The organism is Streptomyces sp. PA03-1a (assembly GCF_033792805.1).
In the GTDB taxonomy this organism is placed as follows: domain Bacteria; phylum Actinomycetota; class Actinomycetes; order Streptomycetales; family Streptomycetaceae; genus Actinacidiphila.
On sequence record NZ_JARAVO010000006.1, the window covers coordinates 1 to 21,869 of the forward strand.

Annotated in this window: 35 protein-coding genes; 2 read left to right on the forward strand and 33 right to left on the reverse strand. The window is 68.5% G+C overall.

Annotated elements, in window-relative coordinates; all coding sequences use genetic code 11:
* Nucleotides 1-52 precede the first annotated feature (52 nt).
* Complete coding sequence (locus tag PV341_RS02175; RefSeq protein WP_500328135.1) at nucleotides 53-1,675, reverse strand: ATP-binding cassette domain-containing protein; 1,623 nt, start codon at nucleotides 1,673-1,675, stop codon at nucleotides 53-55.
* Between the two features lie 66 nt (nucleotides 1,676-1,741).
* Between PV341_RS02175 and PV341_RS02180 the strand changes: the two genes are divergently transcribed.
* Together PV341_RS02180 and PV341_RS02185 are read left to right on the forward strand one after the other, a co-directional pair.
* On the forward strand, nucleotides 1,742-1,912 hold the full coding sequence (locus PV341_RS02180) for a hypothetical protein (RefSeq protein ID WP_500328136.1): 171 nt from the start codon (nucleotides 1,742-1,744) through the stop codon (nucleotides 1,910-1,912).
* A gap of 8 nt (nucleotides 1,913-1,920) precedes the next feature.
* Nucleotides 1,921-3,771 carry a hypothetical protein gene (locus PV341_RS02185; RefSeq protein ID WP_500356537.1) on the forward strand — a complete coding sequence of 617 codons (1,851 nt, stop codon included), beginning with the start codon at nucleotides 1,921-1,923 and terminating at the stop codon, nucleotides 3,769-3,771.
* A 43-nt stretch (nucleotides 3,772-3,814) separates the two neighbouring features.
* On the opposite strand, the gene truA is transcribed toward PV341_RS02185, so the two are convergent.
* From truA to rpsJ, 32 genes are all read right to left on the reverse strand, one after another.
* Nucleotides 3,815-4,672, reverse strand: a complete 858-nt coding sequence (gene truA, locus PV341_RS02190) for a tRNA pseudouridine(38-40) synthase TruA (RefSeq protein WP_500328139.1) — start codon at nucleotides 4,670-4,672, stop codon at nucleotides 3,815-3,817.
* 72 nt (nucleotides 4,673-4,744) lie between these two features.
* Complete coding sequence (gene rplQ, locus PV341_RS02195; RefSeq protein WP_499513436.1) at nucleotides 4,745-5,248, reverse strand: bL17 family ribosomal protein; 504 nt, start codon at nucleotides 5,246-5,248, stop codon at nucleotides 4,745-4,747.
* Between the two features lie 81 nt (nucleotides 5,249-5,329).
* Nucleotides 5,330-6,352: a DNA-directed RNA polymerase subunit alpha gene (locus PV341_RS02200; protein ID WP_499513435.1), complete on the reverse strand. Its 1,023-nt coding sequence runs from the start codon at nucleotides 6,350-6,352 to the stop codon at nucleotides 5,330-5,332.
* Between the two features lie 106 nt (nucleotides 6,353-6,458).
* Nucleotides 6,459-7,085, reverse strand: coding sequence for a 30S ribosomal protein S4 (gene rpsD, locus PV341_RS02205; protein WP_500328141.1), 627 nt, complete (start codon nucleotides 7,083-7,085; stop codon nucleotides 6,459-6,461).
* Nucleotides 7,086-7,121: 36 nt separating this feature from the next.
* A complete protein-coding gene (rpsK, locus tag PV341_RS02210) occupies nucleotides 7,122-7,526 on the reverse strand; it encodes a 30S ribosomal protein S11 (RefSeq protein WP_018558890.1) in 405 nt (134 codons plus the stop codon).
* Nucleotides 7,527-7,593: 67 nt separating this feature from the next.
* Complete coding sequence (gene rpsM, locus PV341_RS02215; RefSeq protein WP_499513433.1) at nucleotides 7,594-7,974, reverse strand: 30S ribosomal protein S13; 381 nt, start codon at nucleotides 7,972-7,974, stop codon at nucleotides 7,594-7,596.
* Between the two features lie 187 nt (nucleotides 7,975-8,161).
* A complete protein-coding gene (gene rpmJ, locus PV341_RS02220) occupies nucleotides 8,162-8,275 on the reverse strand; it encodes a 50S ribosomal protein L36 (protein WP_003956441.1) in 114 nt (37 codons plus the stop codon).
* A gap of 29 nt (nucleotides 8,276-8,304) precedes the next feature.
* A complete protein-coding gene (gene infA, locus PV341_RS02225; protein WP_003956442.1) occupies nucleotides 8,305-8,526 on the reverse strand; it encodes a translation initiation factor IF-1 in 222 nt (73 codons plus the stop codon).
* Nucleotides 8,527-8,679: 153 nt separating this feature from the next.
* Nucleotides 8,680-9,516, reverse strand: coding sequence for a type I methionyl aminopeptidase (gene map, locus PV341_RS02230; protein WP_499513432.1), 837 nt, complete (start codon nucleotides 9,514-9,516; stop codon nucleotides 8,680-8,682).
* 92 nt (nucleotides 9,517-9,608) lie between these two features.
* On the reverse strand, nucleotides 9,609-10,283 hold the full coding sequence (locus tag PV341_RS02235; RefSeq protein ID WP_500328143.1) for an adenylate kinase: 675 nt from the start codon (nucleotides 10,281-10,283) through the stop codon (nucleotides 9,609-9,611).
* Complete coding sequence (secY, locus tag PV341_RS02240) at nucleotides 10,283-11,596, reverse strand: preprotein translocase subunit SecY (RefSeq protein ID WP_500328144.1); 1,314 nt, start codon at nucleotides 11,594-11,596, stop codon at nucleotides 10,283-10,285. Before secY ends, PV341_RS02235 begins: the two co-directional genes overlap by 1 nt.
* 223 nt (nucleotides 11,597-11,819) lie before the next feature.
* Nucleotides 11,820-12,284: a 50S ribosomal protein L15 gene (gene rplO / locus PV341_RS02245; protein ID WP_384295517.1), complete on the reverse strand. Its 465-nt coding sequence runs from the start codon at nucleotides 12,282-12,284 to the stop codon at nucleotides 11,820-11,822.
* A gap of 1 nt (nucleotide 12,285) precedes the next feature.
* Nucleotides 12,286-12,468 carry a 50S ribosomal protein L30 gene (rpmD, locus tag PV341_RS02250; protein ID WP_087927574.1) on the reverse strand — a complete coding sequence of 61 codons (183 nt, stop codon included), beginning with the start codon at nucleotides 12,466-12,468 and terminating at the stop codon, nucleotides 12,286-12,288.
* A complete protein-coding gene (rpsE, locus tag PV341_RS02255; protein WP_319658494.1) occupies nucleotides 12,468-13,073 on the reverse strand; it encodes a 30S ribosomal protein S5 in 606 nt (201 codons plus the stop codon). Before rpsE ends, rpmD begins: the two co-directional genes overlap by 1 nt.
* 40 nt (nucleotides 13,074-13,113) lie before the next feature.
* A complete protein-coding gene (gene rplR, locus PV341_RS02260) occupies nucleotides 13,114-13,497 on the reverse strand; it encodes a 50S ribosomal protein L18 (RefSeq protein WP_499513428.1) in 384 nt (127 codons plus the stop codon).
* A gap of 3 nt (nucleotides 13,498-13,500) precedes the next feature.
* Nucleotides 13,501-14,040, reverse strand: coding sequence for a 50S ribosomal protein L6 (gene rplF, locus PV341_RS02265; protein ID WP_500328147.1), 540 nt, complete (start codon nucleotides 14,038-14,040; stop codon nucleotides 13,501-13,503).
* 21 nt (nucleotides 14,041-14,061) lie between these two features.
* Complete coding sequence (gene rpsH, locus PV341_RS02270; protein WP_326572868.1) at nucleotides 14,062-14,460, reverse strand: 30S ribosomal protein S8; 399 nt, start codon at nucleotides 14,458-14,460, stop codon at nucleotides 14,062-14,064.
* Between the two features lie 196 nt (nucleotides 14,461-14,656).
* Nucleotides 14,657-14,842 (reverse strand): type Z 30S ribosomal protein S14, encoded by a 186-nt coding sequence (locus tag PV341_RS02275; RefSeq protein ID WP_059127180.1) that lies wholly within the window; start codon nucleotides 14,840-14,842, stop codon nucleotides 14,657-14,659.
* A gap of 3 nt (nucleotides 14,843-14,845) precedes the next feature.
* Complete coding sequence (gene rplE, locus PV341_RS02280) at nucleotides 14,846-15,403, reverse strand: 50S ribosomal protein L5 (protein ID WP_018558880.1); 558 nt, start codon at nucleotides 15,401-15,403, stop codon at nucleotides 14,846-14,848.
* Nucleotides 15,403-15,726, reverse strand: a complete 324-nt coding sequence (rplX, locus tag PV341_RS02285) for a 50S ribosomal protein L24 (RefSeq protein WP_431944472.1) — start codon at nucleotides 15,724-15,726, stop codon at nucleotides 15,403-15,405. The genes rplE and rplX overlap by 1 nt, the downstream gene beginning before the upstream one ends.
* Before the next feature lie 3 nt (nucleotides 15,727-15,729).
* Complete coding sequence (gene rplN, locus PV341_RS02290) at nucleotides 15,730-16,098, reverse strand: 50S ribosomal protein L14 (RefSeq protein ID WP_055718836.1); 369 nt, start codon at nucleotides 16,096-16,098, stop codon at nucleotides 15,730-15,732.
* A 112-nt stretch (nucleotides 16,099-16,210) separates the two neighbouring features.
* Nucleotides 16,211-16,495 carry a 30S ribosomal protein S17 gene (gene rpsQ, locus PV341_RS02295; RefSeq protein ID WP_018558878.1) on the reverse strand — a complete coding sequence of 95 codons (285 nt, stop codon included), beginning with the start codon at nucleotides 16,493-16,495 and terminating at the stop codon, nucleotides 16,211-16,213.
* Nucleotides 16,495-16,719, reverse strand: a complete 225-nt coding sequence (gene rpmC / locus PV341_RS02300) for a 50S ribosomal protein L29 (RefSeq protein WP_319139014.1) — start codon at nucleotides 16,717-16,719, stop codon at nucleotides 16,495-16,497. Before rpmC ends, rpsQ begins: the two co-directional genes overlap by 1 nt.
* Nucleotides 16,719-17,138 carry a 50S ribosomal protein L16 gene (gene rplP, locus PV341_RS02305; protein WP_499513426.1) on the reverse strand — a complete coding sequence of 140 codons (420 nt, stop codon included), beginning with the start codon at nucleotides 17,136-17,138 and terminating at the stop codon, nucleotides 16,719-16,721. The genes rpmC and rplP overlap by 1 nt, the downstream gene beginning before the upstream one ends.
* A gap of 5 nt (nucleotides 17,139-17,143) precedes the next feature.
* Complete coding sequence (rpsC, locus tag PV341_RS02310) at nucleotides 17,144-17,968, reverse strand: 30S ribosomal protein S3 (RefSeq protein WP_361800646.1); 825 nt, start codon at nucleotides 17,966-17,968, stop codon at nucleotides 17,144-17,146.
* On the reverse strand, nucleotides 17,968-18,315 hold the full coding sequence (gene rplV, locus PV341_RS02315; protein WP_361800744.1) for a 50S ribosomal protein L22: 348 nt from the start codon (nucleotides 18,313-18,315) through the stop codon (nucleotides 17,968-17,970). Before rplV ends, rpsC begins: the two co-directional genes overlap by 1 nt.
* A 43-nt stretch (nucleotides 18,316-18,358) precedes the next feature.
* Nucleotides 18,359-18,640, reverse strand: coding sequence for a 30S ribosomal protein S19 (gene rpsS, locus PV341_RS02320; RefSeq protein ID WP_018558873.1), 282 nt, complete (start codon nucleotides 18,638-18,640; stop codon nucleotides 18,359-18,361).
* A gap of 12 nt (nucleotides 18,641-18,652) precedes the next feature.
* Entirely contained in the window at nucleotides 18,653-19,489 is an 837-nt protein-coding gene (gene rplB / locus PV341_RS02325) for a large ribosomal subunit protein uL2 (protein WP_499513425.1), read from the reverse strand.
* A 47-nt stretch (nucleotides 19,490-19,536) separates the two neighbouring features.
* Nucleotides 19,537-19,863, reverse strand: a complete 327-nt coding sequence (gene rplW, locus PV341_RS02330; protein WP_499513424.1) for an uL23 family ribosomal protein — start codon at nucleotides 19,861-19,863, stop codon at nucleotides 19,537-19,539.
* Entirely contained in the window at nucleotides 19,863-20,513 is a 651-nt protein-coding gene (gene rplD, locus PV341_RS02335) for a 50S ribosomal protein L4 (protein ID WP_499513423.1), read from the reverse strand. The genes rplW and rplD overlap by 1 nt, the downstream gene beginning before the upstream one ends.
* Before the next feature lie 4 nt (nucleotides 20,514-20,517).
* Nucleotides 20,518-21,162: a 50S ribosomal protein L3 gene (rplC, locus tag PV341_RS02340; protein WP_431944486.1), complete on the reverse strand. Its 645-nt coding sequence runs from the start codon at nucleotides 21,160-21,162 to the stop codon at nucleotides 20,518-20,520.
* Nucleotides 21,163-21,176: 14 nt separating this feature from the next.
* The gene (gene rpsJ / locus PV341_RS02345; protein WP_014144312.1) at nucleotides 21,177-21,485 is read right to left on the reverse strand and encodes a 30S ribosomal protein S10; all 309 of its coding nucleotides are present in this window, start codon (nucleotides 21,483-21,485) and stop codon (nucleotides 21,177-21,179) included.
* Nucleotides 21,486-21,869: the final 384 nt, after the last annotated feature.

Genomic DNA, 21,869 nt, shown 5'->3' on the forward strand with positions numbered 1-21,869 from the left:
AGACACGGGTCGCGCGGGAGCGGTGACCGGGCCCCCGGCCCCGAGGCCCCGGTCACCGCTCCCGCGCGACCCGTGTCTCGTCCCACACCGGCTCCGGCGCCTCCCGGACGACCCCGTCCGCACCGAAGACCAGGTACCGGTCGAAGCTGCGGGCGAACCAGCGGTCGTGCGTCACCGCGAGCACGGTCCCGTCGAACGCCTCCAGCCCCTCCTGCAGCGCCTCCGCCGACTCCAGGTCCAGGTTGTCGGTCGGCTCGTCCAGCAGCAGTGCCGTCGCCCCGGCCAGCTCCAGCAGCAGGATCTGGAAGCGCGCCTGCTGCCCGCCCGACAGCTGGTCGAAGCGCTGGTCGCCCTGCCGGTCGAGCTCGTAGCGCCGCAGGGCGGACATCGCCTTGCCGCGGTCGCGCGCGTGCTCGGTCCACAGGATGTCGACGAGGGTGCGCCCCGCGAGCTCCGGGTGCGCGTGCGTCTGCGCGAAGTGCCCCGGCACGACCCGCGCACCCAGCTTCCACTCCCCCGTGTGCCGCACGCCGGGGTCGCCGGCCAGCAGCCGCAGGAAGTGCGACTTGCCCGAGCCGTTCGAACCGAGGACGGCCACCCGCTCCCCGTAGAAGACCTCCAGGTCGAACGGCTTCATCAGCCCGGTCAGCTCCAGCCGCCCGCAGGTGACGGCGCGCATGCCGGTGCGCCCGCCGGACAGCCGCATGCGGATGTCCTGCTCGCGCGGCGGCTCCTGCGGCGGCCCCGCCTCCTCGAACTTCCGCAGCCGGGTCTGCGCGGCCCGGTAGCGGGAGGCCATGTCGGGGCTGATCGCCGCCTGCTGACGGAGGGTCAGCACGAGCTTCTTCAACCGGGCGTGCTCCTCCTCCCAGCGCCGTCGCAGCTCCTCGAAGCGGGCGAAGCGTTCGCGCCGCGCCTCGTGGTACGTGGCGAAGCCGCTGCCGTGCACCCACACGTCCGAGCCGGCCGGTCCCGGCTCCACGCTGACGATCTTCTCGGCGGAGCGGGCCAGCAGCTCCCGGTCGTGGGAGACGAACAGCACCGTCTTCCTGGTCTGCTGCAGCTGCTCCTCCAGCCAGCGCTTCCCGGGGACGTCGAGGTAGTTGTCCGGCTCGTCCAGCAGCAGCACCTCGTCGGTGCCGCGCAGCAGCGCCTCCAGCACCAGCCGCTTCTGCTCGCCGCCCGACAGCGTCCGCACCTCGCGCCACTGGGCCCGCTCGTACGGAACCCCCAGCGCGGCCGTGGTGCACATGTCCCAGACCGTCTCGGCCTCGTAGCCGCGGGCCTCGGCCCAGTCGCTGAGCGCCTGCGCGTAGGCCAGCTGGGCGGCCTCGTCGTCCTGCGCCATGATCTCCAGCTCGGCGGCGTCGACCGCGGCGGCGGCCTCGCGGATCCGCGGCGTCGCCACGGACACCAGCAGGTCCCGCACGGTGCGGTCGTCCCGCACCGAGCCGACGAACTGCGGCATGACCCCCAGCCCCCCGCTCACCGTGACCGTGCCGCCGTGCGGCTTCAACTCACCGGAGATCAGCCGCAGGAGGGTCGTCTTGCCGGCGCCGTTCGCCCCGACGAGGGCCACCGCGGCGCCCTCGCCCACCCGGAACGAGACGTCGCCCAGCAACACCCGGCCGTCCGGCAGGTAGTACTCCAGATGCGCAACGTCCACATGTCCCATGCCGTGGATTCTCGTAGCACGGTCGCCCGCCGCCAAACTGGTTTTCTCCTCTATAGAATCCGCGCCATGACTGACGGGCCGCTGCAGCCGTACCACCCGGACGAGGGATGGACCGCACCGCCGGGACGGCAGGGCGTCCCGGGCGTCCCCCGGGAGCGGCGCCACGTGGTCCTCGGACGGGTCGGCTCCGGCGGCTCCGGCCGCTGCCCCGCCGAGGCCGGCTCGCCGGCCTGCTGACCCCGCCCATGCCCTCCCTGCGCACGCTGCTGACCCTGCCCCGCATGCTCCGCCACGGCGCCGCCGTCGGGGCCGGCCTGCCACCGGACGAGGCCGTCGTCCTGGACGTCCCCGGCGTCCCGCTGCGCGGCGCGCTCGCCGCGGCGGGGACCGGCGACCACGGGCCCGCCCGGGAGCTGCTGTCCGCGACCCGGCTGGGCTGCCAGTGGGAACTGCGCGACACCTACGTCTGCGAGCTGGCGCAGTTCGCGCTCCACAACCCCGGGTGGCTGGACGCCTGGCTCGCCGCCGCGCCCGAGGACCCGGACGCGGCGCTGGTCAAGGCCGACCTGTGCGTCCTCCAGGCCTGGGAGATACGCAGCGGCGCCCGTGCCTCCGAGGTCTCGCCGGAGCAGTTCAAGGCCTTCTTCGCGCTGCTCAAGGACGCGGTGCCGGTGATCGGCGCCGCCGCCGAGCTCAACCCAGCCGACCCCGTGCCGTGGCGCGTCGCGCTCACCCACGCGCGGGGCATGCAGTCCTCGCGGGAGATCTTCGACGCGTACTGGACCGAGGCCGTCGAGCGCGCCCCGCACCACTACGGCTGTCACGCCTCCGCCCTGCAGTACCTGTGCGCCAAGTGGTACGGGACCCACCGCGAGATGTTCGACTTCGCCGAGCAGGCCGCCGAGGAGGCGCTGCCCGGCTCGAAGATCAACTCATTGCCGCTGCTCGCGGCCGTCGAGTACGAGATCGTCGCGGGCGGACCCGCCGCCGACGACGCGTCCGGCGCGGACGCCGTCGAGCCCGCCCGCATCGTCGCCGCCGTGGACCGCGCCCTGGAGCTGTCCGGCTGGTACGACCCCGGCGACCCGGAGGCTGCGGGGTTCCGCAACCACCTGGCGCTGATGCTGATGCGCGCGGGCCGCTGGGAGGAGGCGCTGCGCGTCTTCCGCGACATCGGCGTGCACGCCACCAGCTTCCCCTGGGCCCACCTGGGCGCGGACCCCCGCCAGGAGTTCCTGGACTTCCGCACCGGGGTGCGGATGCAGGTCGCCACCCGCACGCCGTTCTTCGGCACCCCGCCCGCGGTCCCCGTACCGGCCGGCGCCCCCGACTGGGCGCCGCGCGCCCTGGCGGTGGCCTCCGCACCGCTCACCGCCGTCGCGCAAGCGGCGCTGCTGTGCCGGACCGGGCTGCGGCTGGCCCCGGCGGGGGCGGACTTCACCCATGTCGAGCTGACCGGGGAAGGCAGTCTGGCGGGCGCGGTCGACCTGTTCACGGCGGGCGAGAAGTGGCCCGCGGTCGTCCTGCAGCGCTCGGGCGACCGGTACGGGATCACGCTGTACGCCAGGGGCAGGAAGGTCGCCGCGCACGAGTGGGCACCGGGGGCGCCCGTACCCTCGCTGGACGCCGCCGGCGCCACGGCCGCCGCCTTCGCCGCGGCCTACGGCGTCCACGACGCACGGCCCCTCACGGCGCTGCTGCGCGGCATGGACGCCCCGGGGCGGCGGCTCGCGGACACGGTGGCGGCACTGGGCCTGCCGGTGCTGCCGGAGGGCTTCGGGGAGCGTCCGGCCGCGCTCGACGGGGTGCCCGGCGCCCGGGTGCTCGCCCCGCGCGGTTTCCTCTCCGGGGTCAGGGACACCCTCACCACGGAGACGGGCGCGATGCCGCTCCCCCCGCGGGGCACGCCGGTGCGCCTCCCCGCCCGCTGGTGGGCGATGCGCGCGCTCTACCTGCTGCTGCTCGTCCCGGCCGCCTGCTTCTCCTGGTGGGGCGCCTTCCACGACCGCCTCCGCCCCGTCCCGCTGGTGCTGACGTCCCTGGGCTCGGGCTACGTCCTCACCCAGGTGGTCACGGCACTGCGGCGCCGCAGATGAACGCACGGGCCGGCGGCGGCCCGGTGCGCCGCGGCGCCGCCCCTCAGGCGCGCGGCAGCGGCAGGGTACGCATGTTGCGGGCCTCGCGGCTGCGCGCGGCCAGCAGCTCGTCCGCCGGGTAGCCGACCTCCTCCAGGGTCAGCCCGTGCGGCCGCACCACGTTGACCGCCGAGTGCCGGACCCGTCCCGCCAGCACCTCCCCGGGGAAACCGGCCGGCCGGTGGCCGTCGCCGACCAGCAGCATCGACCCGACCAGGGCGCGCACCATGTTGTGGCAGAAGGCGTCCGCCCGTACGGTCGCCACCGCCAGCCCGGAGGCGTCCCGCTCCCAGTGCAGCTCCAGGAGGGTGCGGATGGTCGTCGCGCCCTCCCGCTTCTTGCAGTAGGCCGCGAAGTCGTGCTCGCCGAGGAGCTTGCGCGCCGCCTCGTTCATCAGGTCGACGTCCACCGGCCGGTCGTGCCACAGCACGTGCCCCCGCAGCAGGGGGTCGACCCCGCCCTGGTGGTCGCCGACCCGGTAGGCGTAGCGGCGCCAGATCGCGGAGAAGCGCGCGTTGAAGCCGGCCGGGGCCTGCGAGACCTTCCACACCCGTACGTCCCAGGGCAGCCGTCCCGCCAGCCGGCGCAGCAGCTTGCCGCCCTCCGCCGCCCAGACGTCCACCGGCAGGTCGACGTGCGCGACCTGCCCGCGGGCGTGCACACCCGCGTCCGTACGCCCGGCGACGGTCAGCTCGACCGGCTCGGGCAGCCGCAGCACCGTCCGCAGGGCCGACTCCAGCTCCCCCTGCACGGTCCGCCGGTTTCGCTGCTTCGCCCAGCCGGAGAACTCGGCCCCGTCGTACGCCAGGTCCAGCCGCACCCGGACGTACCCGGGCTCCACCTCATCGCTCGCCACACTCACCCGCAGATCCTCTCAAACACGCGGACGGGCCCGCCCCCAGAGATCTGGGTGCGGGCCCGTCCGGTCAGGACGTCAGGCGTCCTTGGACTCCTCGGCCGGAGCCTCGGTGGCCTCGGCCTTGTCCTCGACCTCGGCCGGAGCCTCGGTCTTGGCCTCGGCCTCCTTGACCGCGCGCTTGGTCGCGGCCTCCGCCTCACCCGTGGCCTGCTGGGCCACGGTCAGCGCCTCCACCAGCTCGATGACGGCCATCGGCGCGTTGTCGCCGCGGCGGTTACCGATCTTGGTGATGCGGGTGTAACCACCCGGGCGGTTCTCGTACCGCGGGGCGATCTCGGTGAAGAGCGTGTGGACGATGCCCTTGTCCGTGATCGTCTGCAGTACCAGGCGACGGTTGTGGATGTCGCCCTTCTTCGCCTTGGTGATCAGGCGCTCCGCGACCGGACGCAGACGGCGCGCCTTGGCCTCGGTGGTGGTGATGCGACCGTGCTCGAACAGCGACTTCGCGAGGTTCGCGAGAAGCAGACGCTCGTGCGCGGCGCTGCCGCCCAGACGGGCACCCTTGGCGGGCTTCGGCATGGTGTTTCTCCTCAATCTCTGCACCGGCCGTGTCAGGTACCGGTGTCAGGCCCCCCAGGCGGACGCCTGGGGGCAGTCAGATCAGTACTGCTCGGTCTCCACGAAACCGGCGTCGACGTCGTCGTCCGCACCGAAGGTGTCGGCGGCGGAGGTCGGGTCGAATCCGGGCGGGCTGTCCTTCAGGGCCAGGCCCATGCCGGCCAGCTTCGCCTTGACCTCGTCGATCGACTTCGCACCGAAGTTGCGGATGTCGAGCAGGTCGGCCTCGGAGCGTGCCACGAGCTCACCCACGGAGTGGATGCCCTCACGCTTGAGGCAGTTGTAGGAACGGACGGTGAGCTCGAGCTCCTCGATCGGGAGCGCGAGGTCCGCCGCCAGGGCGGCGTCCGTGGGGGACGGGCCCATGTCGATGCCCTCGGCGTCGACGTTGAGCTCGCGGGCGAGCCCGAACAGCTCGACCAGGGTCTTGCCGGCCGAGGCCATCGCATCGCGCGGACGCATGGCCTGCTTGGTCTCGACGTCGACGATCAGCTTGTCGAAGTCGGTGCGCTGCTCGACACGGGTCGCCTCGACCTTGTAGGTGACCTTGAGCACCGGGCTGTAGATGGAGTCGACCGGGATGCGGCCGATCTCCTGGCCCTGCTGCTTGTTCTGGACGGCCGAGACGTAGCCGCGACCGCGCTCGACGGTCAGCTCCATCTCCAGCTTGCCCTTGCCGTTCAGGCTGGCCAGGACGAGGTCGGGGTTGTGCACCTCGACACCGGCCGGGGGCGCGATGTCGGCGGCGGTGACCACACCCGGGCCCTGCTTGCGCAGGTACATCACGACGGGCTCGTCGTGCTCCGAGGAGACGACGAGCTGCTTGATGTTGAGGATGAGGTCGGTGACGTCCTCCTTGACACCCGGCACGGTGGTGAACTCGTGCAGGACGCCGTCGACCCGGATCGAGGTGACGGCGGCACCCGGGATCGAGGAGAGGAGCGTACGGCGGAGCGAGTTGCCGAGGGTGTAGCCGAAGCCCGGCTCCAGCGGCTCGATCACGAACCGGGAACGGAACTCGTCGACGACCTCTTCGGCCAACGAAGGGCGCTGAGCGATCAGCATGGGGTGATGCCTCCAGTCTTCGGCACCCACTATTTGATGCCGAGGCTTCAAGGGTACGGGCGGCGCGGCGCCAGGAGCACCGCACCGCCCGGGACCGTGAGCGCTGCTACTTCGAGTAGAGCTCGACGATCAACTGCTCCTGCACCTGGGTGTCGATGACCGGGCGCTCGGGCAGGTTGTGCACGAGGATCCGCAGACGCGAGGGGATCGCCTCCAGCCAGGCCGGGACGGTCCTCTCGCCGGCCTCCCCCTGGGCCACCACGAAGGGCGTCAGGTTACGGGAGGACTCGCGGACCTCGACGATGTCGTTCGCGACGACACGGGCCGACGGGATGTCGGTCTTGACGCCGTTCACGAGGAAGTGGCCGTGACGGACCAGCTGCCGCGCATGATCACGCGACTTGGCGAAGCCCGCCCGGTAGACCACGTTGTCCAGCCGGGACTCGAGGATGCGGAGCAGGTTCTCACCGGTCTTGCCGGACCTGCGGTTCGCCTCCACGTAGTACCCGCGGAACTGCTTCTCAAGGACACCGTAGATGCGCGCGCACTTCTGCTTCTCGCGCATCTGCAACAGGTACTCGCTGTCCTTGGTGCGCCCGCGTCCGTGCTCACCCGGGGGGTAAGGACGGATCTCGATCGGGCACTTCGCGCTCTCGCACTTGCTCCCCTTGAGGAAGAGCTTCTGCTTCTCCCGACGGCAACGCTTGCAGTCGGCCCCGGTGTAACGCGCCATTCCTGTTTGTCTCCTACCTGCTCAGCGGATTGCTGATCAGACGCGCCGGCGCTTCGGCGGGCGGCATCCGTTGTGCGGGGTCGGAGTGACGTCCTGGATCGAGCCGACCTCGAGGCCGGTGGCCTGGAGGGAGCGGATCGCGGTCTCACGGCCGGAGCCGGGGCCCTTGACGAACACATCGACCTTGCGCATGCCGTGCTCCTGCGCGCGGCGCGCGGCCGACTCGGCGGCCATCTGCGCGGCGAACGGGGTCGACTTGCGCGAGCCCTTGAAGCCGACGTGGCCGGCAGAGGCCCAGGAGATCACGTTGCCGGACGGGTCCGTGATCGAAACGATGGTGTTGTTGAACGTGCTCTTGATGTGGGCGTGCCCATGAGCGACGTTCTTCTTCTCCTTGCGGCGCACCTTCTTGGCGCCGGCCTGACGGCCCTTCGGAGGCATATGTGGTTACTCCCGGTGGAGGTGGTCGGTCCTACAGCGAAGACCGCTGACGAGCGTCCGCTGAGGACTACTTCTTGCCCGGCTTCTTCTTGCCGGCGATGGCGCGACGCGGGCCCTTGCGGGTGCGGGCGTTGGTGTGGGTCCGCTGGCCGTGGACCGGCAGGCCGCGACGGTGGCGCAGGCCCTGGTAGCAGCCGATCTCGACCTTGCGACGGATGTCCGCCTGGATCTCGCGACGGAGGTCACCCTCGGTCTTGATGTTGGCGTCCACGTACTCGCGGATCTTGACCAGGTCCTCTTCGTCCAGGTCGCGGACCCGGGTGTCCGGGTTCACGCCGGTGGCGGCGAGGGTCTCCTTGGCCAGGGTGCGGCCGATGCCGAAGACGTAGGTGAGGGCGACCTCCACACGCTTCTCGCGCGGGATGTCGACACCTGAAACGCGTGCCATTCAATGGCTCCTGTTGGTGTCCGGGGGTCTTCCACAGCGCCGTTCCTGACCGCCGTACCAGGTACGGATCAGGTCTCCGGCCCCCGCCGGAGGTGCCGTCAGCCGGAGCGTTCCGGCCGGACGGGCGCTGCGTATGTACATGTGTTTCGCGTCGCGCGAAGAACTGCGAGGTGCAGGTCGGCGTGCGTCAGCCCTGGCGCTGCTTGTGGCGCAGGTTGTCGCAGATGACCATGACCCGGCCGTGACGGCGGATCACCTTGCACTTGTCGCAGATCTTCTTGACGCTCGGCTTGACCTTCATGGGATGTCAGGTTCTCCGGGTCTTGAGATCTACTTGTAGCGGTAGACGATCCGTCCGCGCGTGAGGTCGTAAGGGGACAACTCCACAACGACCCGGTCATCGGGAAGGATGCGGATGTAGTGCATGCGCATCTTGCCACTGATGTGCGCGAGGACCTTGTGACCGTTCTGCAGCTCCACCTTGAACATAGCGTTCGGCAGAGACTCGATCACGGTGCCCTCGATTTCGATGGCGCCTTGCTTCTTGGCCATGTCCTGCTTTCGGGATCGGCTACCTTGGTCGGCTTTTGGCATGCCTGAAGGCATACGCGGGCCGACGTGACAGTCTACGTCAGCCGATCTGGAAAGACGAATCCGGGGTGTATGCCCGCGAAAGATGATCGGTAAGCGCGGCGGGCGGGGCGCTCAGGCGAGCGGGTCCGGCGCGGCCGTGATCCCGTACTCCGCCAGCTTGGCCTTGCCGCCGTCGCGGGCGGTCAGGACCAGCGGGCCCTCCTCGGTGAGCGCGACGGAGTGCTCCCAGTGCGAGGACCAGGTGCCGTCGTCGGTCTTGACCGTCCACTCGTCCTCGAGGACGTGGGTGAGCGGGGTGCCGAGGCTGACCATCGGCTCGATGGCCAGGCACATGCCGGGCACCAGGCGGGGGCCCTTGCCGCGCTTGCGGGACACGTAGTTCAGCAGGTGGGGGTCCATGTGCATCTGCGAACCGATGCCGTGGCCGCCGTACTCCTCGATGATCCCGTACTTGCCGCCGCCGGGCTTCGGCTGCCTGCGGATGTACGTCTCGATGGCACGGGAGATGTCGACCAGACGGTCACCCTTGCGGAAGGCGGCGATGCCGGCCCACATGGACTCCTCGGTCACCCGGCTGAGCTCCACCAGTTCCGGAGCGTGGCCGCTGCCCACGAACGCCGTGTACGCGGCGTCGCCGTGCCAGCCGTCGACGATCGCGCCGCAGTCGATCGAGATGACGTCGCCGTCCTTCAGGACGGTCGCGGTGTCCGGGATGCCGTGGACGACGACGTCGTTCACGGAGGTGCAGATGGTGGCGGGGAAACCACCGTACCCCAGGAAGTTCGGCTTGGCCCCGTGGTCGGCGAGGACCTTGCGGGCCACGTCGTCCAGGTCCTTGGTGGTGGCCCCCGGGACGGCCGCCTCACGGGTGGCCTCGTGGATCGCGGCGACGACCAGGCCGGCCGCGCGCATCTTCGCGATCTGCTCGGGGCTCTTGATCTCCACCATCGGTCCTGGCCTTCCTTCGTCCCACCGGATACCTCAACGGTACGGCCGCGGGGTCCTGGGGGACACCGCGGCCGTACCGGTCACGCATGTGCTCAGGCGGCGCTGTCGCCCGAGTCCTTCTTGTCGTGCAGCGCGTCCATCGCCCGCTTGGTCACCTCGGCGACCTTGCCCAGGGCCGAGATGGTGCGCACCAGGCCCTGCTGCTTGTAGTAGTCGATGATCGGCTCGGTCTTGCTGTGGTACTCCTCCAGCCGGACCCGCACCTTCTCCTCGGTGTCGTCCGACCGCTGGTACAGCTCGCCGCCGCACTCGTCGCAGACGTTCTCATCGGCCGGCGGGTTGTACACCACGTGGAAGACGTGGCTGCCGTTCTTGCGGCACAGCCGGCGACCGGCGATCCGCTTGACGACCTCCTCCTCGGGAACCTCGAGGTCCAGCACCGCGTCCAGCGCTATCCCGGCCTCGGCGAGGATCTTGTCGAGCGCCTGCGCCTGGCCCACGTTCCGCGGGAAGCCGTCGAGCAGGAAGCCGTTCCCGGCGTCCGGCTGCAGCATGCGGTCCTTGGCCATGCCGATGGTGATCTCGTCGGGTACCAGCCGGCCGGCGTCCATGTACTCCTGGGCCTTGCGGCCCAGCTCCGTGCCCTGGCTGATGTTCGCCCGGAAGAGGTCGCCCGTGGAGATGTGCGGGATCGACAGGTTCCTGGCAAGGTACGCAGCCTGCGTACCCTTGCCGGCCCCGGGGGGCCCGACGAGGACGATGCGCATCAGCGGAGGAACCCTTCGTAGTTACGCTGCTGAAGCTGGCTCTCGATCTGCTTCACGGTCTCCAGGCCGACACCCACGATGATCAGGATGCTCGTCCCGCCGAACGGGAAGTTCTGGTTCGCGTTGAACAGCACCAGCGCCACGGTGGGCACCAAGGCGATCAGACCCAGGTACATCGCGCCCGGCCACGTGATGCGGTTGAGCACGTAGCTGAGGTACTCCGCGGTGGGACGACCAGCCCGGATGCCCGGGATGAACCCACCATACTTCTTCATGTTGTCCGCGACTTCTTCGGGGTTGAACGAGATGGCCACGTAGAAGAAGGCAAAGAAGACAATCAGCAGGAAGTACGCGGTGATGTAGATCGGGTGATCACCCTTGACCAGGTTGTCCCTGACCCAGTTTGCCCAGGTAGACGTGGATCCACTGAACTGGACGACCAGTGACGGGATGTACAGGAGCGATGACGCGAAGATGACGGGAATCACACCCGCCTGGTTCACCTTCAGCGGGATGTAGGTGGACGTTCCTCCGTACGAACGACGGCCGATCATGCGCTTCGCGTACTGCACGGGGATGCGGCGCTGCGCCTGCTCGACGAAGACGACGAGGGCGACCATCGCCAGACCCACCAGGATGACCGCGCCGAACTCGACCCAGCCGTCCGCGATCTTCCCGGACTTCTTGATCGCCCAGAGGGCGCCGGGGAAGCCGGCCGCGATCGACAGGAACATCAGGATCGACATGCCGTTGCCGATGCCGCGGTCGGTGATGAGCTCGCCCAGCCACATGATGAGGGCGGTACCCGCGGTCATCGTGATGACCATCGTGATCGTGGTGAAGATCGACTGGTCGGGGACGATGTTGAAGCGGTCGGGGCACTGCTGGAAGAGGCTGCCGGAACGGGCGGTGGCCACCAGGCCGGTGCCCTGCAGGATCGCCAGCGCCACGGTGAGGTAGCGCGTGTACTGCGTGATCTTGGTCTGGCCGGCCTGGCCCTCCTTCTTGAGGGCTTCCAGGCGCGGGATGACCACGGTGAGCAGCTGCAGGATGATGCTCGCGGTGATGTACGGCATGATGCCGAGCGCGAAGATCGTGAGCTGCAGAAGCGCGCCGCCGCTGAAGAGGTTCACCAGGCCGAAGAGGCCCTGGTTCCCGCCGACCGCCTTGATGCAGGAGTTGACCACCTGGTAGTCGACCCCAGGGATCGGAATGTGCGCTCCCAGCCGGAACAGCACCATGATGCCCAGCGTGAACAGCAGCTTCTTGCGCAGGTCGGGCGTCCTGAACGCCCGGGCGAACGCGGTGAGCACGGTGCCTCCTGCGCCCCCCGCTTCTTCGGCGGGAGGTGACGGTGTTGAAAGCTACGAATGGTCGAACTGCAAAACGATGGGGGTTGCCTGACCCGCGTCAGCGCACAGGCTCCGCAAGACCAGCCCGGCCCACCTTACCGGCGAGCGTCCGTCCCCGGAATGACCAACCGGGGATGCCCCGCACGAAAGTGCGGAACATCCCCGGCTGGATGTGGCATCACTCTCAGACGAGCTCGGTGACCGAGCCGCCCGCGGCGGTGATCTTCTCCTTGGCGGAGCCGGAGACCGCGTCGACGGTCACCTGCAGCGCCACGGAGACCTCGCCGGTGCCCAGCACCTTGACGAGCTGGTTCTTCCGCACGGCACCCTTGGCGACCAGGTCGGCCACCGTGACCTCGCCACCCTCGGGGTAGAGCGCGGTCAGCTTGTCCAGGTTCACGACCTGGAACTCGGTGCGGAACGGGTTCTTGAAGCCCTTGAGCTTCGGCAGACGCATGTGGAGGGGCATCTGCCCACCCTCGAAGCGTGCCGGAACCTGGTAGCGGGCCTTCGTGCCCTTGGTACCACGACCGGCCGTCTTGCCCTTGGACGCCTCACCACGACCCACACGGGTCTTGGCGGTCTTGGCACCGGGGGCCGGACGGAGGTTGTGGACCTTCAGCGGGTTCGACGTGTTGTCGGTGCCCATGTCAGTCAACCTCCTCGACCGTGACGAGGTGGCGGACGGTCTGGACCATGCCGCGGATCTCCGGGCGGTCCTCCTTGACCACAACGTCGTTCAGCCGCTTCAGGCCGAGCGAACGCAGGGTGTCACGGTGGTTCTGCTTGCTGCCGATGTACGACTTGACCTGCGTGACCTTGAGGCGAGCCATTACGCACCCACCCCAGCACGCGCCCGGAGCAGAGCCGCGGGGGCCACGTCCTCGAGGGGCAGGCCACGACGGGCGGCGATCTCCTCGGGGCGCTGCAGCCCCTGGAGAGCGGCCACCGTGGCGTGCACGATGTTGATCGCGTTGTCGGAGCCGAGCGACTTCGACAGGACGTCGTGGATGCCGGCGCACTCCAGAACGGCGCGCACCGGACCACCGGCGATCACACCCGTACCGGGGGAAGCAGGCTTGAGCAGGACGACGCCCGCGGCCTTCTCGCCCTGGATGGGGTGGGGGATGGTGCCCTGGATACGGGGGACCTTGAAGAAGTGCTTCTTGGCCTCCTCAACACCCTTGGCGATGGCGGCCGGCACCTCCTTGGCCTTGCCGTAACCGACACCCACGGTGCCGTCACCGTCGCCCACCACGACCAGCGCGGTGAAGCTGAAGCGACGACCACCCTTCACAACCTTGGCGACGCGGTTGATCGCGACGACGCGCTCAACGTACGCGGTCTTCTCGGCGGCAGCTGCGCCGCCGTCACGGCCCTTCCGGTCCCGCCGCTCGCCGCCACCGGCACCGCCACCGCGGCGCTGGGGTCCAGCCATTGGATTACCTCTCTCTGTTTCCGCTAGCTACGGAACCGGCTCAGAAACCGAGCCCGGCTTCGCGGGCGGCGTCGGCAAGGGCGGCGATGCGCCCGGCGTACCGGTTGCCACCACGGTCGAACACGACGGTCTCGACACCGGCCGCCTTGGCGCGCTCGGCGACCAGCTGGCCGACCTTCTTGGCCTGCTCGGTCTTGTCACCCTCGACGCCTCGGATGGAGGTGTCCAGGTGCGACGCCGAGGCCACGGTGTGGCCCTTGAGGTCGTCGATGACCTGCGCCGTGATACCGCGGTTGGAGCGGGTCACGACCAGGCGCGGACGCGCCTCGGTGCCCGAGATCCGCTTGCGGACGCGGATGTGGCGGCGCTTCTTGGCGGCGCCCTTGTAAGCATCGCCCTTGGCGATCTTCACACCGTATGCCATGGCTTACTTACCAGCCTTTCCGACCTTGCGGCGGATGACTTCGCCCTCGTACTTGACACCCTTGGCCTTGTACGGGTCGGGCTTCCGCAGCTTGCGGATGTTCGCGGCGACCTCGCCGACCTTCTGCTTGTCGATGCCCTCGACCGAGAACTTGGTGGGGCTCTCGACCTTGAAGGAGATGCCCTCGGGGGCCTCGACGACGATCGGGTGGCTGTAGCCCAGGGCGAACTCCAGGTTGGAGCCCTTCGCCTGGACGCGGTAACCGACACCGCTGATCTCGAGCTTCTTCACGTAGCCCGCGGTCACGCCGGTGATCATGTTCGCCACCAGCGTGCGCGACAGGCCGTGCAGGGCCTTGTTCAGGCGCTCGTCGTTCGGACGCGACACCTGCAGGGTGCCGTCCTCGCCCTTGACGATCTCGATCGGCGCGGCAACGGTGTGGGTCAGGGAACCCTTGGGGCCCTTCACCGAGACCGTCCGGCCATCGATGGTGACGTCCACGCCGGCGGGAACCGGGATGGGCAGCCGTCCAATACGCGACATGGCTATACCTCCGTTTCCCGACTACCAGACGTAGGCGAGGACTTCCCCACCCACGCCCTTCTTGTTTGCCTGCTTGTCGGTGAGGAGCCCGTGGGAGGTGGAGATGATCGCCACGCCCAGGCCGCCGAGCACCTTCGGCAGGTTGGTGGACTTTGCGTAGACCCGCAGACCGGGCTTGCTGATGCGCTTGATGCCGGCGATCGAGCGCTCGCGGTTCGGACCGAACTTCAGCTCGAGAACGAGGTTCTTGCCGACCTCGGCGTCCTCGACCTTCCAGCCGGTGATGTAACCCTCCTGCTGGAGGATCTCCGCGATGTGCGACTTGATCTTGCTGAACGGCATGGTGACCTCGTCGTGGTACGCGGAGTTCGCGTTCCGCAGACGCGTCAGCATGTCTGCGATCGGGTCAGTCATGGTCATGTGATGGCCTTAGGCCTCTCTCGCCGGGGTTTCCTATATGCGCCATCCCTCTCCCCCATCAGACTGGGGACGGGTGCGGCGCGGGGACCTACGGCGTAGTAAGACGGTCATGGGCGGCGGGCGCCCAACCCTTCTACCTTACGGTATGCAGGGCTGGGCTCCCGCCACTCATCTGCTTACCGAGAGCCCCTGGTGGTTACCAGGAGCTCTTGGTCACGCCCGGCAGCTCACCGCGGTGCGCCATCTCACGAAGGCACACGCGGCACAGGCCGAACTTGCGGTACACGGAGTGCGGACGGCCACAACGCTGGCAGCGCGTGTAGGAACGCACGCCGAACTTGGGCTTGCGGGCGGCCTTCGCGATAAGAGCCTTCTTCGCCACGGCTCACGCCTCCTTGAACGGGAAGCCGAGGTGACGGAGGAGCGCGCGGCCCTCAGCGTCGTTGGTCGCCGTGGTCACCACGGTGATGTCCATACCCCGGGTGCGGTCGATCTTGTCCTGGTCGATCTCGTGGAACATGACCTGCTCCGTGAGACCGAAGGTGTAGTTGCCTCGGCCGTCGAACTGCTTCGGCGACAGACCGCGGAAGTCGCGGATGCGCGGGAGCGCGAGCGACAGCAGACGGTCCAGGAACTCCCACATGCGGTCACCGCGGAGGGTGACGTGGGCGCCGATGGGCTGACCCTCGCGCAGCTTGAACTGCGCGATGGACTTCCGGGCCTTGGTGACGGCCGGCTTCTGGCCGGTGATCGTGGTGAGGTCGCGGATCGCGCCCTCGATCAGCTTGGAGTCGCGGGCGGCGTCGCCCACACCCATGTTGACCACGATCTTGGTGAGACCGGGGATCTGCATGACGTTCTCGTACTGGAACTCGTCACGCATCTTGCCCGCGATCTCCTCGCGGTAGCGCGCCTTCAGACGAGGCGAAGTGGTGGCAGTCATCAGATGTCCTCACCCGTCCGCTTGGCAACGCGGATCTTGTTGCCCTCGTCGTCGAAGCGGTAGCCGACGCGGGTCACGACCTTCTTGCCGTCCTTCTCCACGACCAGCTGGACGTTGGAGACGTGGACGGGAGCCTCCGTCGTGATGATGCCGCCGGTCTTCGAACCACGCGCGGTCTGGCCGGCCTTGGTGTGCTTCTTGACCCGGTTGACACCCTCGACCAGGACACGGTCCTCAGCCGGGTAGGCCGCGATGACCTTGCCCTGCTTGCCCTTGTCCTTACCGGTGATGACCTGGACCAGGTCGCCCTTCTTGATCTTCATCGGTTACAGCACCTCCGGCGCGAGCGAGATGATCTTCATGAACTTCTTCTCGCGCAGCTCCCGGCCCACGGGGCCGAAGATACGGGTGCCGCGGGGGTCACCGTCGTTCTTGAGGATGACGGCCGCGTTCTCGTCGAAGCGGATGTACGAACCGTCGGGACGGCGGCGCTCCTTGACGGTGCGCACGACGACCGCCTTGACGACGTCGCCCTTCTTCACGTTGCCACCGGGGATCGCGTCCTTGACGGTGGCGACGATGACGTCACCGATTCCTGCGTAGCGGCGACCGGAGCCACCGAGGACACGGATGCAAAGGATCTCCTTCGCGCCCGTGTTGTCGGCGACACGCAGTCGCGACTCCTGCTGGATCACGTCTATCTCCTGATCGTCTGCCGGTTCCCTCCGGGGCTGGCCCGGAGAGCCTGGCGGAACCGTCCTGCGGGGAACCCCCCGCAGGAATTACGTGCCGGCCGGCCGAGCAGTCTTACTTGGCCTTCTCGAGGATCTCGACGACGCGCCAGCGCTTGCTCGCGGACAGCGGCCGGGTCTCCATCAGGAGGACACGGTCGCCGACGCCCGCGGCGTTCTGCTCGTCGTGCGCCTTGAGCTTGTTGGTACGGCGGATGACCTTGCCGTACAGGGCGTGCTTCACACGGTCCTCGACGGCGACCACGACGGTCTTGTCCATCTTGTCGCTGACCACGAGCCCCTCACGGGTCTTGCGGTCACCGCGCTGCTCGCTGCTCTCAGTCACATTCTTCTCGCTCATCAGGCGTTCTCCACCGTCTCGATGCCGAGCTCACGCTCACGCATGAGGGTGTAGATCCGGGCGATGTCCTTGCGGACAACCTTCAGCCGGGAGTTGTTCTCGAGCTGTCCGGTGGCCGCCTGGAAGCGGAGGTTGAACAGCTCCTCCTTGGCCTCACGCAGCTTGCCGACGAGCTCCTCGTCGCCCAGCTGACGCAGCTCGGTCGCCTTGGTACCGGCCGCCATCACAGCTCACCTGCCTCGCGCCGGACGATCCGGCACTTCATCGGAAGCTTGTGGGCGGCTCGGGTGAGCGCCTCACGCGCAACCTTCTCGTTCGGGAAGGACAGCTCGAACATCACCCGACCGGGCTTGACGTTCGCGATCCACCACTCCGGGGAACCCTTACCGGAACCCATGCGGGTTTCGGCCGGCTTCTTCGTGAGCGGACGGTCCGGGTAGATGTTGATCCAGACCTTGCCACCACGGCGGATGTGACGGGTGATGGCGATACGAGCGGACTCGATCTGCCGGTTCGTCACGTACGCGGGGGTGACGGCCTGGATGCCGTACTCACCGAACGCCAGCTCGGTGCCACCCTTGGCCATGCCATCACGCTTCGGGTGGTGCTGCTTACGGTGCTTGACCCGACGGGGGATCAGCATGGGGGTCAGGCCTCCGTTCCGGTGGTCTCCGCAGCCGGAGCCTCAGCGGTGGTCGCCTCGGCCTTGGGGGCCTGGGCGTCACCCTGGGGACGACGGCCACGGCCGCCGCGCTCGCCACCGCGGCGCTGCGGACGGTCGTTGCCACCGCCACGGGCCGGGCGGTTGCCGGCGCGGGCGGCAGCGTTCTCTGCGCGGACCTCGGCGATGTTCTTGACGTCGCCCTTGTAGATCCACACCTTCACACCGATGCGGCCGAAGGTCGTACGGGCCTCGAAGAAGCCGTAGTCGACGTTGGCGCGCAGCGTGTGCAGCGGAACGCGGCCCTCGCGGTAGAACTCCGAGCGGGACATCTCGGCGCCGCCGAGACGGCCACCGCACTGGATCTTGATGCCCTTGGCGCCGGCCTTCATCGTGCTCTGCATGCTCTTGCGCATGGCACGACGGAAGGAGACGCGGGAGGACAGCTGCTCGGCGACGGCCTGGGCCACCAGCTGAGCGTCCGTCTCCGGGTTCTTGACCTCGAGGATGTTCAGCTGGACCTGCTTGCCGGTCAGCTTCTCCAGGTCGCCGCGGATGCGGTCGGCCTCCGCGCCGCGACGGCCGATGACGATGCCCGGCCGGGCGGTGTGGATGTCGACGCGGACGCGGTCACGGGTGCGCTCGATCTCCACCTTGGAGATGCCGGCCCGCTCCATGCCCTGCGTCATCATCCGGCGGATGGCGACGTCTTCCTTGACGTAGTCCTTGTACAGCTTGTCGGCGTACCACCGGGACTTGAAGTCCGTGGTGATGCCGAGCCGGAACCCGTGCGGGTTAACCTTCTGGCCCATTACCGGGTTCCTTCCTTGCTGCTGACGACCACGGTGATGTGGCTGGTCCGCTTGCGGATCCGGTAGGCACGACCCTGGGCACGCGGACGGAACCGCTTCAGGGTCGGGCCCTCGTCGACGTACGCCTCGCTGATGTACAGCGACTCGGCGTCGGTGTGGTCGTAGTTGTGCGCGGCGTTGGCAATGGCGCTGTCGAGCACCTTGCCCACCGGCACGCTCGCGGCCTGCGGGGCGAAACGCAGGACCGCCTGAGCCTCCGTGGCGCTCATGCCACGGATGAGGTCCACCACGCGGCGGGCCTTCATGGGCGTGACGCGGATGTACCGCGCCTGGGCCCTGGCTTCCATGGTTGTCCCTTCGGTGTCTGTCATGGTCTTCGCTCTCCGCAGATCAGCGACGACGCGACTTGCGGTCGTCCTTCTCGTGGCCGCGGAAGGTGCGGGTCGGCGCGAACTCGCCGAGCTTGTGGCCGACCATCGACTCGGTGACAAACACCGGGACGTGCTTACGGCCGTCGTGCACCGCGATCGTGTGGCCCAGCATCGCCGGGATGATCATCGAGCGGCGGGACCAGGTCTTGATGACGTTGTGGGTACCGGCCTCGTTCTGAACGTCCACCTTCTTGATCAGGTGGTCGTCGACGAAGGGCCCCTTCTTGAGACTGCGCGGCATCTAAACCCGCTCCTAGCGCTTCTTGTTCGTCTTGCGGCGGCGGACGATGTACTTGCTGCTGGCCTTCTTCGGCGAGCGAGTACGACCCTCCTTCTGACCCCACGGGCTGACCGGGTGGCGACCACCGGAGGTCTTGCCCTCACCACCACCGTGCGGGTGGTCGACGGGGTTCATGGCCACACCGCGGACGGTCGGGCGGACGCCCTTCCAGCGCATACGGCCGGCCTTGCCCCAGTTGATGTTCGACTGCTCGGCGTTGCCGACCTCGCCGATGGTGGCGCGGCAGCGGGCGTCGACCAGGCGGACCTCACCGGACGGCATGCGGAGGGTGGCCATGGAGCCCTCCCTCGCCAGCAACTGGACGGAGGCACCGGCGCTGCGCGCCAGCTTCGCGCCGCCGCCGGGCCGCAGCTCGATGGCGTGGATGGTCGTACCCACCGGGATGTGACGCAGCGGGAGGTTGTTGCCGGGCTTGATGTCGGCGCCGGCGCCGTTCTCGATGCGGTCACCCTGGTTCAGCTTGGCCGGGGCCAGGATGTAGCGCTTCTCGCCGTCCGCGTAGTGCAGCAGCGCGATGCGAGCGGTGCGGTTGGGGTCGTACTCGATGTGCGCGACCTTGGCCGGCACGCCGTCCTTGTCGTGACGACGGAAGTCGATCACGCGGTAGGCGCGCTTGTGTCCACCACCCTGGTGGCGAACGGTCACACGACCGGTGTTGTTACGGCCGCCCTTGCTGTGCAGGGGGCGGACCAGCGACTTCTCCGGCGTGGACCGCGTGATCTCGACGAAGTCGGCGACGCTGGAGCCACGACGGCCCGGGGTCGTCGGCTTGTACTTGCGGATACCCATTTCTCAGTCCTCGGAAGATTCCGGACTTCTGAACGTTCCGGTCCCCGTTAGGAGACCGGGCCGCCGAAGATGTCGATGCGGTCGCCCTCAGCGAGGGTCACGATGGCGCGCTTGGTGTCCTTGCGCTTGCCGAAACCGGTCTTGGTGCGCTTGCGCTTGCCCTGACGGTTGATCGTGTTGACCCCGGTGACCTTGACCTGGAAGACCGCCTCGACGGCCTGCTTGATCTGGGTCTTGTTGGCACGCGGGTCGACGACGAACGTGTACTTGTTCTCGTCCAGCAGCGCGTAGCTCTTCTCGGAGACCACCGGCTTGACCAGGATGTCACGGTGGTCCGTGAAGGTCCGGCTGGTGATCGCGGTCTGCTCGGCCATCAGGCGTCGCTCCCTTCGGTCTCGGCGGCGCCGTTACCGATGAAGCGGTCGAAGGCGGCCTTGGTGAAGACCACGTCGTCGGAGACGAGCACGTCGTACGTGTTCAGCTGGCCGGCCTCCAGGATGTGCACCTGGGGCAGGTTGCGGGCGGACAGCCACGCGGCCTCTTCGGCGCGGTCGGCGACGAGCAGCACGTTCTTGCGGTCGCTGATCTTGCCCAGCAGCGTCTTGGCGGCCTTCGTCGACGGGGACTCGCCCTCGATGACGCCGGTCACGACGTGGATGCGGTTGTGACGCGCCCGGTCGGTGAGGGCACCGCGCAGGGCGGCGGCCTTCATCTTCTTCGGGGTCCGCTGCGAGTAGTCACGCGGCACGGGACCGTGCACGACGCCACCACCGGCGAACTGCGGAGCGCGGGTCGAACCCTGACGGGCGCGGCCGGTGCCCTTCTGGCGGTACGGCTTCTTGCCGCCACCGCGGACCTCGCCACGCGTCTTGACCTTGTGCGTGCCCTGACGGGCGGCGGCCAGCTGCGCCACGACGACCTGGTGGATCAGCGGGATGCTGACCTTCGCGTCGAAGATCTCGCCCGGGAGCTCAACGGTCCCGGCCTTGTCGCCCGCGGGCGACAGAATGTCAATGGTGCTCATATCCTCAGGCCCCCTTGGCCGCGGTGCGGACCAGGACGAGGCCGCCGTTCGGGCCGGGAACCGCGCCCTTGATGAGCAGCAGGCCCTTCTCCGCGTCAACGGCGTGGACGGTCAGGTTCTGGGTGGTGACCCGCTCGTTGCCCATGCGGCCCGCCATGCGCAGACCCTTGAACACACGGCCCGGGGTGGCGCAGCCACCGATGGAGCCGGGAGAGCGGTGCTTGCGCTGGGTGCCGTGTCCGGCGCCGAGGCCCTTGAAGTTGTGACGCTTCATGACACCGGCGAAGCCCTTGCCCTTGCTCTTGCCGGTGACGTCCACCTTCACGCCCGCCTCGAAGACCTCCGCGGTGATCTCCTGGCCGAGGGTGTACTCGGCGGCGTCGGAGGTGCGGAGCTCCACCAGGTGGCGGCGGGGGGTCACGTCGGCCTTGGCGAAGTGGCCCTTGAGAGGCTTGTTCACCTTGCGCGGGTCGATCTCGCCGAAGGCGATCTGGACCGACTCGTAACCGTCGACGTCGTTCGTACGGACCTGGGTCACGACGTTCGGGCCGGCCTTGACCACGGTCACCGGGACGACACGGTTGTTCTCGTCCCAGACCTGGGTCATGCCGAGCTTCTCGCCCAGGATGCCCTTGATCTGCTTAGCCATCTGTTCCGCGCCTCTCAGAGCTTGATCTCGATGTCAACGCCGGCCGGAAGGTCCAGGCGCATCAGCGAGTCAACGGTCTTGGGCGTCGGGTCGAGGATGTCGATCAGGCGCTTGTGCGTGCGCATCTCGAAGTGCTCGCGCGAGTCCTTGTACTTGTGCGGCGACTTGATGACGCAGTACACGTTCTTCTCAGTGGGCAGCGGCACCGGGCCCGCGACCTGCGCACCAGTACGCGTCACCGTCTCGACGATCTTCTTCGCCGAGGAGTCGATGACCTCGTGGTCGTAGGCCTTGAGCCGGATGCGGATCTTCTGTCCCGCCATGGCTACTTCGTAGTCCTGTCTGCTAGTCAGCGCTCTGGAACTCGGTGGTTCGACCGTCTTCTCCGACCCACGCGGTCGGGCGTGTCGCTTCCCTTCCCTTAAATCACCGCATGGCGGAGACCCTCAGGGAGGGGATACGTGGGAGAAGACACCCACCGAGCACCTGGTGAGCACCCCGCTGACGCTTCCCGGAAGATTCCCGTACGTCCGCCACCCCGCCTGGGGCGGAGAGTGACGACGAGTACTGTGGGACTCGCTTCCGGTCCTCCCGACGGGAGGCGCGCAGCATCGGCACTCGACCGAGCAACCCGGCTAGTCTGCCATACCGGACGCCTCGGACGCCAATCGGGGCGCAGTACCTTACCCCCCGCCGCCGCTCCCCCA